This is a genomic window from Cupriavidus sp. 05L411, from assembly GCF_056398045.1.
Window position 1 is genome coordinate 146303 of the sequence record NZ_JBFTOQ010000010.1, and the last position, 14735, is coordinate 161037.

At 65.7% G+C, this 14735-nt stretch carries 12 protein-coding genes; 10 read left to right on the forward strand and 2 right to left on the reverse strand.

The features are described from left to right. Positions 1–29: 29 nt before the first annotated feature. Positions 30–968 carry a helix-turn-helix transcriptional regulator gene (locus AC1DQR_RS14870; RefSeq protein WP_416048198.1) on the reverse strand — a complete coding sequence of 313 codons (939 nt, stop codon included), beginning with the start codon at positions 966–968 and terminating at the stop codon, positions 30–32. A 232-nt stretch (positions 969–1200) separates the two neighbouring features. Here AC1DQR_RS14870 and AC1DQR_RS14875 point away from each other — a divergent pair, with 232 nt between their 5' ends. The 8 genes from AC1DQR_RS14875 (at position 1201) to AC1DQR_RS14910 (ending at position 10832) form a co-directional block, all read left to right on the forward strand. Beyond that, positions 1201–2889: a benzoate-CoA ligase family protein gene (locus AC1DQR_RS14875; RefSeq protein WP_416048199.1), complete on the forward strand. Its 1689-nt coding sequence runs from the start codon at positions 1201–1203 to the stop codon at positions 2887–2889. A 14-nt stretch (positions 2890–2903) separates the two neighbouring features. After that, on the forward strand, positions 2904–3719 hold the full coding sequence (locus AC1DQR_RS14880; protein ID WP_416050460.1) for an alpha/beta fold hydrolase: 816 nt from the start codon (positions 2904–2906) through the stop codon (positions 3717–3719). A 144-nt stretch (positions 3720–3863) separates the two neighbouring features. Beyond that, on the forward strand, positions 3864–5045 hold the full coding sequence (locus tag AC1DQR_RS14885; protein WP_477133242.1) for an ABC transporter substrate-binding protein: 1182 nt from the start codon (positions 3864–3866) through the stop codon (positions 5043–5045). Between the two features lie 110 nt (positions 5046–5155). Then, on the forward strand, positions 5156–6022 hold the full coding sequence (locus AC1DQR_RS14890) for a branched-chain amino acid ABC transporter permease (protein WP_150987739.1): 867 nt from the start codon (positions 5156–5158) through the stop codon (positions 6020–6022). A gap of 58 nt (positions 6023–6080) precedes the next feature. Then, complete coding sequence (locus AC1DQR_RS14895) at positions 6081–7052, forward strand: branched-chain amino acid ABC transporter permease (protein ID WP_416050461.1); 972 nt, start codon at positions 6081–6083, stop codon at positions 7050–7052. Then, positions 7049–7888: an ABC transporter ATP-binding protein gene (locus tag AC1DQR_RS14900; protein WP_477133243.1), complete on the forward strand. Its 840-nt coding sequence runs from the start codon at positions 7049–7051 to the stop codon at positions 7886–7888. Before AC1DQR_RS14895 ends, AC1DQR_RS14900 begins: the two co-directional genes overlap by 4 nt. Continuing rightward, positions 7885–8604, forward strand: coding sequence for an ABC transporter ATP-binding protein (locus AC1DQR_RS14905; RefSeq protein WP_309407948.1), 720 nt, complete (start codon positions 7885–7887; stop codon positions 8602–8604). Before AC1DQR_RS14900 ends, AC1DQR_RS14905 begins: the two co-directional genes overlap by 4 nt. A 329-nt stretch (positions 8605–8933) precedes the next feature. Next, positions 8934–10832, forward strand: coding sequence for a potassium transporter Kup (locus AC1DQR_RS14910; RefSeq protein ID WP_416048202.1), 1899 nt, complete (start codon positions 8934–8936; stop codon positions 10830–10832). A 121-nt stretch (positions 10833–10953) separates the two neighbouring features. On the opposite strand, the gene AC1DQR_RS14915 is transcribed toward AC1DQR_RS14910, so the two are convergent. Then, on the reverse strand, positions 10954–13323 hold the full coding sequence (locus tag AC1DQR_RS14915) for a Tex family protein (RefSeq protein ID WP_477133244.1): 2370 nt from the start codon (positions 13321–13323) through the stop codon (positions 10954–10956). Between the two features lie 201 nt (positions 13324–13524). Here AC1DQR_RS14915 and AC1DQR_RS14920 point away from each other — a divergent pair, with 201 nt between their 5' ends. Further along, positions 13525–14337, forward strand: coding sequence for a hypothetical protein (locus tag AC1DQR_RS14920; protein ID WP_416048204.1), 813 nt, complete (start codon positions 13525–13527; stop codon positions 14335–14337). A 145-nt stretch (positions 14338–14482) separates the two neighbouring features. Beyond that, positions 14483–14686: a DUF465 domain-containing protein gene (locus AC1DQR_RS14925; RefSeq protein WP_043345316.1), complete on the forward strand. Its 204-nt coding sequence runs from the start codon at positions 14483–14485 to the stop codon at positions 14684–14686. Positions 14687–14735 lie beyond the last annotated feature (49 nt).

A 14735-nucleotide genomic window follows, 5' to 3' on the forward strand; every position in this document is an offset into this window, starting at 1 on the left:
GCAATCCTTGCGCGATGTTCACGCGCTAATCACGCGCCAATGACACGAAGATGGGCGCGCAAGGCCTGCAGGGAGGTGGTGGGATCCTGGCCGCTGGTGTCGATCGTCACGTCCGCGCGGGAGTACAGCGGGGTGCGCGCCAGCAGGATCCGGCGCAAATCGTCCATGGCTTCACGGTTGCCTTCCATCGGGCGCATGTCGCCCTGCGCCACCACCCGCGCCATGTGTTCCTCAGGCGAGGTCTTTACCCAGACCGTGTAGCAGCGTGCCAGCAGCAGGTTGAAGGTGGAGGGCTCCGAGACCAGGCTCCCGGGCGTGGCCAGCACCATGCGGTCGTTCTCGCGCAGCACGCGTTCAAGCGCGCGCATCTCGTAGCGGCGGTAGGCGGCCTGCCCATAGAGCGAGTGGATCTCGGCCAGGCTGGCGCCGGCCTCCTGCTCGATGACGCCGTTTAGCTCGACGAAGGGCACTTCCATGGCCGCGGCCAGCGCCCGCCCGAGTGTGGATTTGCCGGCGCCGCGCAGCCCGATCAGCGTAATGCGGCGATGGCGCGCGTCATGGGAGGCGGAGGGCGCCAGGGCATGGTGGCAAGCCTCGCGCACGCGTGACAGGTCGGCCGCGGGCAGTTGCGCCAGCCACTGCACCAGTTGCGAGAACTCCGAGGCAGGCTGGCCACCAGCAGCATGCTGGGTCTCCATCTCCGCCAGCACCACCGGCAGCGGCACATCCAGCGCGCGCGCCACCTGGCGCAGCAGCAGCACGGACGCATTGCCGGTGCCGGTCTCCAGGTTGGCGAGGTAGCGCTCGGACACCTCCGCGCCGCGTGCGAGGTCCTTGCGCGACATGCCCCGCGCCGCGCGCAGCGAGCGGATGCGCTCGCCGAGTTGCGTCAGGTAGGGATCGCGCTCGCCGGCAGGGCGGGCGTCGGAGGAGTCGGGGGCCAGCAGTGGGTCTGGGTCGCGGCGCATGGCGGGCGGGTTTGGATAAGGAATGGGAGCGGTTGGGGCCAGGATCGGGGTTGCGATTATAAGGGACGCGGCCCTCGTGTCATATAGTGCATTTCTCTGCTTGCATAATAGGTGATATGCAATAAAATGCATCGACAAATGCAGGTCAAGAAGAAAAACAAAAAATCACGACAAACCTGAATCCGTTCCCGTGGCGTAGTGCGACCCGGGGACGGCATCGAGGAGTGGAGACATGACGCCCCCCATTGCATTCCCGTCCCCGGCGGCCGATGCGACTCATGCTGCTACTGCGGCGGCCATTTCCGTACTGCCGGCCCGCTACAACGCCGCCGCCGACTTGCTATCGCGCAACCTGGCGGCAGGCCGCGCCGACAAAGTCGCCTATGTGGACGACGCCGGCCTGCTCAGCTTCGCTGCACTGGATCAGCGCTGCCGGCGCTTTGCCGCCGCCCTGCTGCATGCCGGGATCCGCCCCGAGGAGCGCCTGCTGCTGTGCGCGCTGGACACCATCGATTTCCCCACGGTGTTCCTCGGCTGCCTGCTGGCCGGCGTGGTGCCCGTGGCCGTCAACACGCTGCTGACCGTCGACGACTACGCCTACATGCTGGACCACAGCGGCGCGCGCGCGGCCGTGGTCTCGGCACCGCTGGCCAGCGTCATGCGCGATGCCATCGGCAAAGCCGGCACCGCGCCCGCGCTGATCCTTGCCGCACCGGATGCCGGCAGTGCCGGCCCGGGGCCGAGCGTGGCCGAGATGGCCGGGCAGGGCATGCCGCTGGAAGGCGCTGCCGCCACGCGGCCGGACGACATCGCCTTCTGGCTGTATTCGTCCGGCTCCACGGGGCGCCCAAAGGGCACCGTGCACACGCATGGCAACCTGTTCCATACCGCCGATCTCTATGCGCGCCAGGTGCTTGGCCTGCGTGAAGACGACGTGGTTTTTTCCGCGGCGAAGCTGTTCTTCGCCTACGGCCTGGGCAATGCGCTGACGTTTCCGCTTGCCGTTGGCGCCACCACTGTGTTGATGGCCGAACGTCCCACGCCGCAAGCGGTGTTCCGCCGGCTGCGCGAACAGCGCCCGACGGTTTTCTGCGGCGTGCCCACGTTATATGCCGGCATGCTGGCCGCGAGCGACCTGCCGGGTCGGCCGGACGTTGCGCTGCGCGTTTGCACCTCGGCGGGCGAGGCGCTGCCCAAGGATATCGGCGACCGTTTCCGCGCGCATTTTGGCTGCGACATCCTCGACGGCATTGGCTCCACCGAGATGTTGCACATCTTCCTGTCGAACCGTCCCGGCGACGTGCGCTACGGCACCACCGGCAAGCCGGTGCCCGGCTACGCGCTGAGGCTGTTGGATGAAGCGGGCCAGCCCTGCGCGCCGGGCGAGATTGGCGACCTCTTTATCAAGGGCCCGAGCGCCGCGCTGATGTACTGGGGCAACCGTGACAAGACCCGCGACACCTTCGTGGGCGAATGGACCCGCAGCGGCGACAAGTACCAGCAGGATGCGGATGGCTATTTCATCTACGCCGGGCGCAGCGACGATATGCTCAAGGTGGGCGGCATCTATGTATCGCCATTCGAGGTCGAGGCCGTGCTGGCCTTGCATCCGGCCGTGCTGGAGGCAGCGGTGATCGGCGTGGCCGATGCCGACGAACTGGTCAAGCCGAAAGCCTTCGTGGTGCTGCGCCCCGGGCAGTCCTGGCATGAGGGCATGGCTGCCGAGCTGCAGGCGTTCGTCAAGTCGCGGCTGGCCCCGTATAAGTATCCGCGCCAGATCGAGTGCGTGGCTGAACTGCCGAAGACGGCCACCGGCAAGATCCAGCGCTTCCGGCTGCGCCAGCGTGAGGAGGCTGCGCACGCGGCTGCCAATGGCGCGGCTCCGCAGCCGGCAATCGTGCCAGCGACGACAGACCGATGATGAAGGGCAAGGGCATGCAAAGCGAATTGGTGGAAATTCCGTTTGACGGCCGCCGTATCCAGATGGAGATCCAGTGGCTGCGGCCGCAGCGGCAGGAGCGCCCGCTGGTGGTCTTCCTGCACGAGGGGCTGGGTTCGATCAGCATGTGGCGCGACTATCCCGCCGCGCTGTGCGAGGCTGGAGACTTTCGCGGGCTGGTGCTGTCGCGTTATGGCTATGGGCGCTCCACCCCGCGTCCCGCCCCGGAAAAGTGGGGCGTCGACTTCATGCATCGCCAGGCGCGCGAGGCACTGCCGGCGCTGTTCGACACACTCGAGATCGGGCCGGGGCGCAAACGTGGCAAGCCCTGGCTGTTCGGCCACAGCGACGGCGGCTCGATCGCGCTGATACATGCCGCGAGTTTCCCTCAGGCGGTCGATGGCATCACCGTGCTGGCGCCGCACATCCTGGTGGAGGATCTCTCGGTGAGCAGCATCCAGGCCACCCGCGAGGCCTATCTGCAGACAGACCTGCGCAGCAAGCTGGCGCGCCATCACGACGATGTGGATTCCGCCTTCTGGGGTTGGAACGATATCTGGCTCGATCCCGCGTTCCGCGCCTTCGACCTGCATCCGCTGCTGTCGCAGATCCAATGTCCCGTGCTTGCGGTGCAAGGCGAGGACGATGAATACGGCACCATGGCGCAGATTGAGGGTATCCATCGATATGCGCCACAAACCGTCCTGCTTAAACTCCCGCGATGCGGCCACTCGCCTCACCGCGACCAGCCCGGGCCGTTGACGGACGCGGCAGTCAGGTTTATAACGGCACATACTTCATACCTAAAATAATTCCGCGCCCCCTGCGCGTTGGCCTGCAGTTCCCCACGTCCGGCAGCTCGCGAGGTCTGCGAATGCCGTGCACGGATGGGAGTCCCGCAGGCTGGCGATGCCGGCCCAGGCGACGGAAGTCGGCTTGACCACCAGGAGACATCCATGCATCGCTTCACATCGCGCGGGCTGGCCCCCGCATGCCTAGCCATCGCCGCATCCCTTGCCTTCGCCGCGGGCGCCAATGCCCAGGGCACCGGCAAGATCAAGGTTGGCTTCATGCTGCCTTACACGGGCACCTATGCGTCGCTGGGCAACGCCATCGAGAATGGCTTCAAGATGTACGTGCAGGAGCAGGGCGGCAAGCTGGGCGGGCGGGAGATCGAGTACTTCAAGGTGGACGACGAGTCCGATCCGGCCAAGTCGCCGGAGAACGCCACCAAGCTGATCAAGCGCGACCAGGTCGACGTGGTGGTGGGCACGGTGCACTCGGGCGTGCAGATGGGCATCGTCAAGGTGGCCAAGGAAAACAACACGCTGCTGATCATTCCCAATGCGGGCGTGGATGAAGCCACCGGCCCGCTGTGCGGCCCCAATATCTTCCGATCCTCGTTTTCGAACTGGCAGCCGGGCTACGCCATGGGCCATGTGCTGGCCGAGCGCGGCATGAAGAAGGTGGTCACGCTGACGTGGAAATACGCAGCCGGCGAGCAGTCGGTCAAGGGCTTCAAGGAAGCCTTCGAGGCCAAGGGCGGCAAGGTGGTGAAGGAGTTGAGCCTGCCGTTTCCCAACGTGGAATTCCAGGCGTTGATCACCGAGGTCGCATCGATCAAGCCCGATGCGGTCTTCGTGTTCTTCGCCGGCGGCGGCGCSGTSAAGTTCGTCAAGGACTGGSMSGCGGCGGGSCTCAAGGACAAGATTCCGCTCTACGCGTCGGGCTTCCTCACCGACGGCACGCTGGAAGCACAGGGCGCCGCGGCGCAAGGCATCGAAACCACGCTGCACTATGCCGATGGCCTGTCCAACCCGCGCGACAAGAGCTTCCGCCTGGAATACGCCAAGGCCTACAAGCTGCAGCCCGACGTGTATGCCGTGCAGGGCTACGATGCCGCGCAGTTACTGGCCGCCGGCGCCGGTGCGGTCAAGGGCGACATGAGCAAGAAGGCCGAGGTCATCAAGGCGATGGAGCAGACCAAGGTCGATAGCCCGCGCGGGACGTTCACGCTGTCGAAGGCCCACAATCCGGTGCAGGATTTCTATCTGCGCAAAGTCGATGGCCGGGAGAACAAGCTGGGCGCCGTCGCGGTGAAGGCGTTGGCCGATCCGGCGCGTGGCTGCCGGCTCTGAGCGGGTAAACGCCGTGGCCCGCCGCCGCCAAGGCGTCGTGCCGAAGTCCGGCCCGGCGCCAGCCGGGCCGCATACCGCAACCGAGTTGCCGCTTTGCCGCATGGATATCCATGGATATCGTTTCCTTCTTCATTCAGTGCCTCAATAGCATCCAGTACGGCCTGTTGCTCTTTCTTGTCGCGAGCGGCCTGACGTTGATCTTCGGCATCATGGGCGTGATCAACCTCGCCCACGGCAGCTTCTACATGCTGGGCGCCTACCTGGCTTTCACGCTGGCCGGGCTGACCGGCAGCCTGCTGATCGCCATTCCGCTGGGCATCGTGCTGGCGGTGGCGTTCGGCTACGTGCTGGAGTGGGTGTTCTTCAGCTATCTCTACGAGCGCGAGCATCTGCAGCAGGTGCTGATGACCTACGGGCTCATCCTTGTGTTCGAGGAACTGCGCAGCATCCTGGTGGACGACGACGTACATGGCGTGACCGTGCCGGCCATGCTCGACTGGGCCCTGCCGATCGGCAATGACATGACCTATCCGGTCTATCGCCTGTTCATCTCCGCGATCTGCCTGCTGGTGGCCGCGGCCATGTACCTGGTCATCCGCCGCACGCGCCTTGGCATGATGATTCGCGCCGGCGCCACCAATCGCGAGATGGTGCAGTCGCTGGGCATCAACGTCACGGTGCTGTACCGCTTCGTGTTTGCGCTGGGCGTGGCCCTGGCGGTGCTGGCCGGCATGATCGCCGCGCCGGTGTCCTCGGTCTATCCGGGCATGGGCAGCCAGGTGCTGATCGTGTGCTTCGTGGTGGTGGTGATCGGCGGCATCGGCTCGGTCAAGGGAGCCATGGTGGCCTCGCTGCTGCTGGGTTTCGTCGATACGTTCGGCAAGGTGTTCTGGCAGGAGGCCTCCGGCGTGCTGGTCTACCTGCTGATGGCACTCATCCTGCTCTGGAAACCCCAGGGCTTGTTCAAGGCGGGGTAGGGATATGCCGAGCGATACCAATGCATTGGAGGGGCCGGTGCGCGCGCGCAGCCAGCCCATGCCCTGGCTGGGCGGCCTGGGCTGGCTGGCCGCGTTTGCGGTGCTGGCGGTGCTGCCGCTACTGCTGAATGCGGATGGGCAGCGTTTTTACATCGAGCTGGTCAGCAAGGTCATGATCATGGCCATCTTCGCGCTGTCGCTGCAGTTGCTGATCGGCTACACCGGGCTGGTCAGCCTGGGCCATGCGGCTTACTTTGCCATGGCCGCCTACGCCACCGCGATGATGGCGCCGCAGGCCGGTCCGGGCAACGGCTGGCTTTTGCTGCTTGGCGCGCTTGGCGCGGCCGCGCTGCTGGCGCTGGTGGTGGGCGCGCTGGTGCTGCGCACGCGCGGCATCTATTTCATCATGGTCACGCTGGCCTTCGCGCAGATGGTGTATTTCGTTTTTCACGACACCAAGATCGCGGGCGGCAGCGACGGTACCTATATCTATTTCCGGCCGGAATTCGGCATGTTGGGGGCGCACCCGTTCGACGTCAACGACGTCACGCATTTCTACTGGCTGGTGCTTGGCGCGCTGGTGCTCACGGTGGCCGGGCTGGCGGTGGTGCTGCGCTCGCGCTTCGGCCACGCGCTGGTGGGCATCAAGCATAACGAGCAGCGCATGCGTGCTGCCGGTTATGCCACCTATCGCTACCAGCTTGGCGCCTTCGTGGTGGCCGGTACCTTTGCCGGCCTGGCCGGCTACCTGTATGCCATCCAGTACGGCTTCGTCAATCCGGAGATCGCATCCTGGCACCAGTCCGGCAACGCCATGCTGATGGTGATCCTGGGCGGGGCCGGCAGTCTGGCGGGCGCGGTGCTGGGGGCSTTCTCCTTCGTCTTGCTCGCGGAGTGGTTCAGCACGCTGACCAAGCACTGGCAGTTGCTGATGGGCGGCTTTGTCATCCTGGCGGTGGCCTTGCTGCCGCATGGGCTGATCAGCCTGGCCCGTGGTGCCGCGCGCCGGCGCCAAGGAGGATCACGATGAACGCACCTGCACCTGTCGTACCTGCGCCGGTCTTGTCGGCCCGCAAGCTGACTCGCCGCTTTGGCGGCCTCACCGCGGTGGGCGACGTGGACCTGGACCTGGCCTTGCATGAGATCCACGCGGTGATCGGCACCAATGGCGCGGGCAAGTCCACGCTGATCAATATGTTGTCGGGCGAGCTGCCGCCATCGGCTGGCGCGTTGCAATTGCAGGGGCGCGACGTGACCGGCTGGTCGCAGCCGCGCCTGGCGCGCGAAGGCGTGGGCCGCAGCTACCAGCGCAACAATATCTTCCTGCCGCTGACGGTGCGCGAGAACTGCCGCCTGGCGGCACAGTCGCGCGCGCAGCGGGCCTGGCGGCTGTGGGAGGGCGCGCAGCGATGCCGCACCAGCCGCGCGCTGGGCGACGAAGCCTTGGAGTGCGCCGGCCTGGCCGGCTGCGCGGATACCGTTGCCACGGCGCTGTCGCATGGCCAGAAGCGCCAGCTCGAGGTGGCGATGTGCCTGGCCACCCAGCCCACCGTGCTGCTGCTGGATGAGCCTTTGGCCGGCATGGGCGCGGAGGAGTCGGCACGCATGCTTGCGCTGCTGCGTTCGCTGCGCGATGGCCATGCGGTGCTGCTGGTCGAGCACGACATGGAKGCGGTRTTCYSCGTGGCSGACCGSATCACGGTGATGGTCAACGGCRCCGTGATCGCCTCTGGCGATCCCGAAGCGATCCGCGTCAATCGCGAAGTCCAGCAGGCTTACCTGGGCGAGGAGGCTAAGGGGGGCGAGGGGGGCGAGCAGGGGGCAGCCTCCCGCCAGGCGGCCCCGCATAGGGAGCAGGCAGCATGAGCGCGCCAAGCGAGATGATTGCCGCACGCGGCGTGCATGCCTGGTATGGCAGCAGCCACGTCCTGCGCGGGATCGATTTCAGCGTCGGCACGGGCGAGACCGTGGGCTTGCTGGGGCGCAACGGCATGGGCAAGAGCACGCTGCTGCGTACTCTCCTGGGCCATGTGCGGCAGCGCGAGGGCACCATCCTCGCCGGCGGGCGCGACGTCTCCCGTGCGCAGCCGTATGAAGTGGCACGCCTGGGCGTGGCCTATGTGCCCGAAGGCCGGGGCATCTTCCCCAATCTCTCAGTGCGCGAGAACCTCTTGATGGCGGCGCGCAAAGGGCCGTCTGGCCGGATGGACTGGGACGAGGCAAGGGTGCTGGACCTGTTCCCGCGCCTCAAGGAGCGCCTTGGCCACGGTGGGCAGCAACTGTCCGGCGGCGAGCAGCAGATGCTGTCGATCGGCAGGGCCCTGATGACCAACCCGGACTGCCTGATCCTCGATGAGGCGACCGAAGGCCTGGCGCCACGCATTGTCGCCGAGATCTGGCAGGTCATTGCCACCGTGCGCGCCACCGGCATTGCATCCGTGGTGGTGGATCGCAACTACCGCACGGTGCTGGCCAATGCCGATCGCGTGGTGGTGCTGGAGAAGGGCATGGTCGTCATGAACGGGCCTGCGGCCGAACTGGCGGTGGAACCTGGCTTGCTGGATCGCTATCTTGGCGTTTGATCCGCACGCGATCCATATTCAATTGTGACTGATCGTGCGCAATTTGTGGCGGTGCAGCAACGTGCGTATCCCCCTATTTGTGGGCGATTTGGTGGTCCACCCCGCGCAAGCGCTTGACCGGGCGGGACTTCCCTCGCATGCTTGCCACGTCACCAGCACGAGGCAGGTTCCTCAAGGCGGATGCTCCCTAGTGGTCGTCACCCGGCACTTCATCTAGAATGGCGCGCGTTTGTGCAATGCAAAAGCGGCACGGTGCCGTTGCGCCATCTCAGGCGCACATATCCGTGCGTCAATGCCGTTGCGYGAGCCTTTCAACCTTACCCTTATCCATGACCCAGCCCGCATCCAGTCATTATTTCGTCGAAAGTCCCAGCAAGCGTGCGCTGGTGATCGGGGCGATCGGCGTCGTCTTCGGCGATATCGGTACCAGCCCGTTGTACGCCCTGAAGGAGTGCTTCAGCACCGAGCACGGCATTCCCTTTAGCGACGCCGCCGTCATGGGGATCATCTCCATGTTGTTCTGGGCGATGATCATCGTGGTTTCGCTCAAGTACGTGATGTTCGTCATGCGCGCCGACAACGACGGCGAGGGCGGCATCCTGGCCCTGATGGCGCTGGCGCTGCGTACAGCGGCACCGCGCTCGCGCATGGCAAAGCTGCTGATGATGTTCGGCATCTTCGGTGCCTGCATGTTCTATGGCGACGCGGTGATCACCCCGGCGATCTCGGTCCTGTCCGCGGTGGAGGGCCTGGAGATCGCCGCGCCCGGGCTGTCGCACTTCGTCATACCGATCACGCTGGTGATCCTGGTGGCCTTGTTCATGATCCAGCGCAGCGGCACCGCCGCGGTGGGCAAGCTGTTCGGGCCCATCATGATGGTGTGGTTCGCCGCGCTAGGCGCCCTGGGCGTGTATCACATGATGCACGTGCCCTCGATCCTGATGGCGGTCAACCCGTACTACGCGGTTACCTTCCTGATGGAGCATTCGCTGCAGGCCTTCGTGGTGCTTGGCTCAGTGTTCCTGGTGCTGACCGGCGCGGAAGCGCTGTACGCCGATATGGGCCACTTTGGCATCCGGCCGATCCGTACGGGCTGGTTCGCGGTGGTGATGCCTTGCCTGATGCTCAACTACTTTGGCCAGGGCGCGATGCTGCTGCAGAACCCCGAAGCCGTCAGTAACCCGTTCTACCTGATGGTGCCGCAGCCCCTGCTGATCCCCATGGTGCTGCTGGCCACGTGCGCCACGGTGATCGCCTCGCAGGCCGTCATCTCCGGTGCTTTCTCGCTGACCAGCCAGGCTATCCAGCTGGGCTTTGTGCCTCGCATGCGCATCCGCTACACCTCGGACGCTGAAATCGGCCAGATCTACCTGCCGGTCATCAACTGGCTCCTGCTGGTGCTGGTGGTGATCGTGGTGGTGGCCTTCAAGAAGTCCGACAACCTGGCGGCCGCCTACGGTATCGCGGTGACGACCACCATGGTGATCACCACGTTCCTGGCCGCCGTGGTCATGCGCAACGTGTGGAAGTGGAACCCGATCCTGGTGACCCTGATCGGCCTGACCTTCCTGCTGGTCGACCTGGCGTTTTTCTCGGCCAACCTGCTCAAGATCGCCGAGGGCGGCTGGTTCCCGCTGCTGATGGGCGGCACCGCCTTCTTCTTGCTGATGACCTGGCACAGCGGGCGCAAGCTGCTGCGCGCACGCAGCCTGGAAGATGGCATTCCGCTCGAGCCGTTTATCGGTGGGCTGCTGGCGCACCCGCCGCATCGGGTCGAAGGCACGGCCGTGTTCCTGACCGGTAACACCGAGTCGGTACCGGTTTCGCTGCTTCACAACCTCAAGCACAATCGCGTGCTGCATGAGCGCGTGGTGTTCCTGAGCTTTGTCACGCGCGACGTGCCCTATGTGGACGATGACCATCGCCTGACCTGCAAGGATCTGGGCGGCGGCGTGTTCATCCTCAAGTCCGAGTACGGCTTCAAGGAAACGCCGGATGTGCAGCGGGTGCTGGATCTGGCCCAGCGCAAGCTCAACATGCACTTCGAGCTGATGGAGACCTCGTTCTTCATCGCCCGCGAATCGGTGATTCCGTCGAAGCTGCCGGGCATGTCGATGTGGCGCGAAAGCCTTTTCGCGTGGATGCATCAGAACGGTGCCAAGCCCTCGGACTTCTTCCAGATTCCGGCCAACCGTGTGGTTGAGCTTGGAACCAAGGTGGAGATCTGACGGCAGCCCCCCCGGCTCGCATGCCGCAGTAGTGGCCGGGATAGCCTCACCGGCCCGCAGAAAGTAAAAAAAGCCCCTGTGCACATGGCACAGGGGCTTTTTTACGTCAGTCCCGCGAGGCTCAGCGCTTGAGCTTGGCGAAGGCTGCCGCCATGGCGCCTGATGGTTCATCGCGGCGCTGATTGCCGCCGAACCCCTTGCCCTGGCCGGGCCGCTGGCCCTGCCCCTGGCGCGGCGCGTTGCCGCGGTCGGTCTGGCCCGCGCGGACCGGGCCCTGGCCGGGCTCGTCGTCCAGGCGCATGGTCAGGCCAATGCGGTTGCGCTTGACGTCCACCTCCATCACCTTGACCTTGACGATCTGGCCAGCCTTGACCGCCTCGTGCGCATCCTTGATGAACTTGGTGGACAGGGCGGAGATGTGGACCAGTCCGTCCTGATGCACGCCGATATCGACGAACGCGCCAAAGGCGGCAACGTTGGTGACCACGCCTTCGAGCACCATGCCCGGCTGCAGGTGCTTGATGTCTTCCACGCCGTCCTGGAAGGTGGCGGTCTTGAACTCGGGGCGCGGGTCGCGGCCGGGCTTTTCCAGTTCGGACAGGATGTCGCGCACGGTCGGCAGGCCGAAGGTCTCATCCGTGAAGGATGTCGGCGACAGGCCGCGCAGCGCTTCGCGATTGCCCATCACTTCAGGCAAGCCCTTCTTGATCTGGTCGAGGATCCGCTTGACCACCGGGTAGGCTTCCGGGTGGACCGAGGAGCGGTCCAGCGGATTGTCGCCATCGTTGACGCGCAGGAAGCCAGCGGCCTGCTCGAACGTCTTGTCACCCAGTCGTGGCACCTTTTTCAGCGCGGCGCGATTGGGGAAGGCCCCATTGGCATCGCGGTACTCGACGATATTGCGCGCCAGCACCGTGTTCAGGCCGGACACGCGGGCCAGCAGCGGGGCCGAGGCGGTATTCACGTCCACGCCCACGGCGTTCACGCAATCCTCTACCACGGCGTCCAGCGCGCGGGCCAGCTCGCGCTGGTTCACGTCATGCTGGTACTGGCCCACGCCGATCGACTTGGGATCGATCTTGACGAGTTCCGCCAGCGGATCCTGCAGGCGCCGCGCGATCGAGACCGCGCCGCGAATCGACACGTCGAGGTCCGGGAATTCCTTGGCGGCCAGCTCCGATGCCGAGTACACCGATGCGCCGGCTTCGCTGACCACGATCTTGGTCAGCTTGGCTTCGGGCAAAGCCTTCATCAGGTCCAGCACCAGCTTGTCGGTTTCGCGGCTGGCGGTGCCGTTGCCGATCGAAACCAGCATGACATTGTGCTGCTTGGCCATGCGCGCCAGCGTGGCGAGCGAGCCGTTCCAGTCGCGGCGCGGCTCGTGCGGGTAGATGGTGGCGGTGTCGATCAGCTTGCCGGTGGCGTCGACCACGGCCACCTTGCAGCCGGTGCGGATGCCCGGGTCGATGCCCATCACGGACTTCGGACCCGCCGGCGCGGCCAACAGCAGTTCGTGCAGGTTGCGGCCGAACACCTTGATGGCTTCACTTTCCGCGGTTTCACGCAGCTGGGTCAGCAGCTCGGTTTCCAGGTGCGGCTGCACCTTGACGCGCCAGCACCAGCGGCAGACATCGGCCAGCCACTTGTCGGCCGGGCGGTTCTGGTTCTGGATGCCGACATGGCGCGCGATCATGCCTTCGCACGGGTGCGGCACCATCGCGTCCTGTTCCTCGCCCAGGCCGAGCTTGACCATCAGCACGCCGGCATTGCGGCCGCGGAACAGCGCCAGCGCGCGGTGCGACGGAATGGTGCGGATGGTTTCGCTGTATTCGTAGTAATCGCGGAATTTCTCTTCTTCCGCGCCTTCCTTGCCTTCCATCACGGAGGAGGTGACCAGGCCATGGCTCCACAGGTGTTGGCGCACTTTGCCAAGCAGCTCGGCGGTTTCGCCAAACTGTTCCGACAGGATGTCGCGCGCGCCATCCAGCGCGGCCTTGACGTCCGGCACGCCGCCGTCGGCGGTGGGGTTGCCGTTGACGTACTTGGTGGCCTCCGCCTGCGGGTCCAGCGTGGGGTCGGCCAACAGCGCCAGCGCCAGCGGTTCCAGCCCGCATTCGCGCGCGATCTGGGCGCGGGTGCGGCGTTTGGGTTTGTAGGGCAGGTAAAGGTCTTCCAGGACCTGCTTGGTTTCGGCGCCTTCGACGGCTGCGCGCAGCTCGGGCGTCAGCTTGCCCTGTTCCTCGATCGAGACGAGGATGGTGGCGCGGCGCTCTTCCATCTCGCGCAGATAGAGCAGGCGTTCTTCCAGATTACGCAGATGCGTGTCGTCCAGGTTGCCGGTCACTTCCTTACGGTAGCGCGCAATGAACGGCACGGTCGCGCCTTCGTCGAGCAGTTCTACGGCCGCCGCCACCTGGCGGGGTTGGACGGACAGTTCGGCCGCGATGAGCGACACGATCTTTTGCATGACGGAAGCTGGCAGAGTGGACATCAGGAAAACAGTCGGTCGAAAGCGGGGCATTTTGCCACAAGCTTGCCGCCACGCGGCGAGGCGCTTGGGGAGTGGGCGCTGCCTGCGTGGCCCGGGGTGCCCGCGGGGCGGTGGCGCCGCGCCGGGATGCCGGCCTGCCCGTATGTCAACAAGCGTGGCAACAAGCACGGCAACCTGCAGGGCGGATGTTAGAATCCGAGCATGATCGTCAAGCCACATCCGACCGCCCTTGCGGCCGCGTTCCCCGACCGCCTCGCCACGCCGGCTGTGCTCCGCGCGGCCCGCTTGCTGCCCGCGCAGCTGCGGCTCGCCGTGCTTGCCACTGGCCTGGCGGCGTTGTTCCTGCCAACGCTCGGCCAGGCGCAGGCGGCACCTGGTGCCACGCAGCCTCCTGCCGCTGCTGGCGCGGCGCAAACGCCGCCCCGGGATTTCGCCGCGGAGCGCAAGGCCATCAGCGACTCGCGTGCCTGGACCACCTATCGCTATGGCACGGCCGAGCACGATTGCTACAACAAGTTCTTTGTCACGCATTGCATCGACAAGGCCAAGGACGCACAGCGTGCCGAGTTGCAGGTATTGCGCAAGCGGGAGCTTGAGGTCGGTGACGCTGAGCGCGCATTCAAGGCGGCCGAGCGTGACCGGCAACAGGCGATCCAGCGCGCCCAGTACGAAGCGGAGCAGCCCAGCCGCGACGCCAACGAGCGCGCCAGCCGCGAAAGCTACGAGCGCAAGCAGCAGGAGCAGAAACTGCGCGATGCGCAGCACGAGGCCGATGCGCCGCAGCGCGCGGCCAATGCCCAGGCCTACGACAAGAAGCAGGCCGACTTCGATGCCCGCGTCAAGGCCGCTCAGGAGCAGGGCGCGCAGCAAGCCAAGCAGCGGCAGGAAAATGTAAAGGCCTACGACCAAAAGCAGCGCGACGCCGAGCAACGGCAGAAGGACGTCGACGAGCGTCGTGCCAAGGCCAAGGAGCAGCAGGGTCAGGCGTCCGCGCCACGCCCCTTCGGTTTCTGAGCGGCTAAGCGCCGCGCCCACAGCCGGGGGCAATACCGGCGACAATAGCCGGTGCCAGACGTCGGCGCGATGCATCTGGCCGCGCCCACGTCATTTGCCGTACCGGCCCGCCGGCGCCCAGCGCCGGCTTTGAGCGGGGGAGCCCATGGACCGCAACCTGAATACCTTATCGCGACAGATCATGGAATTGCAGATCGAGCATCGCGATCTCGATTACCTGATCGACCGCATGGTGGCTGATGCCACGCACGATGAGCTGCAACTGCGCCGACTGAAAAAGCGCCGTCTCAAGCTCAAGGACGCGATTACCTTGCTACAGCTTCAGCTCGAGCCGGACGTGCCCGCCTGATTCCCCGATTCCCCTTGCCCCGGGCCGCTCTTGAAGCGGCTCGCCAAAA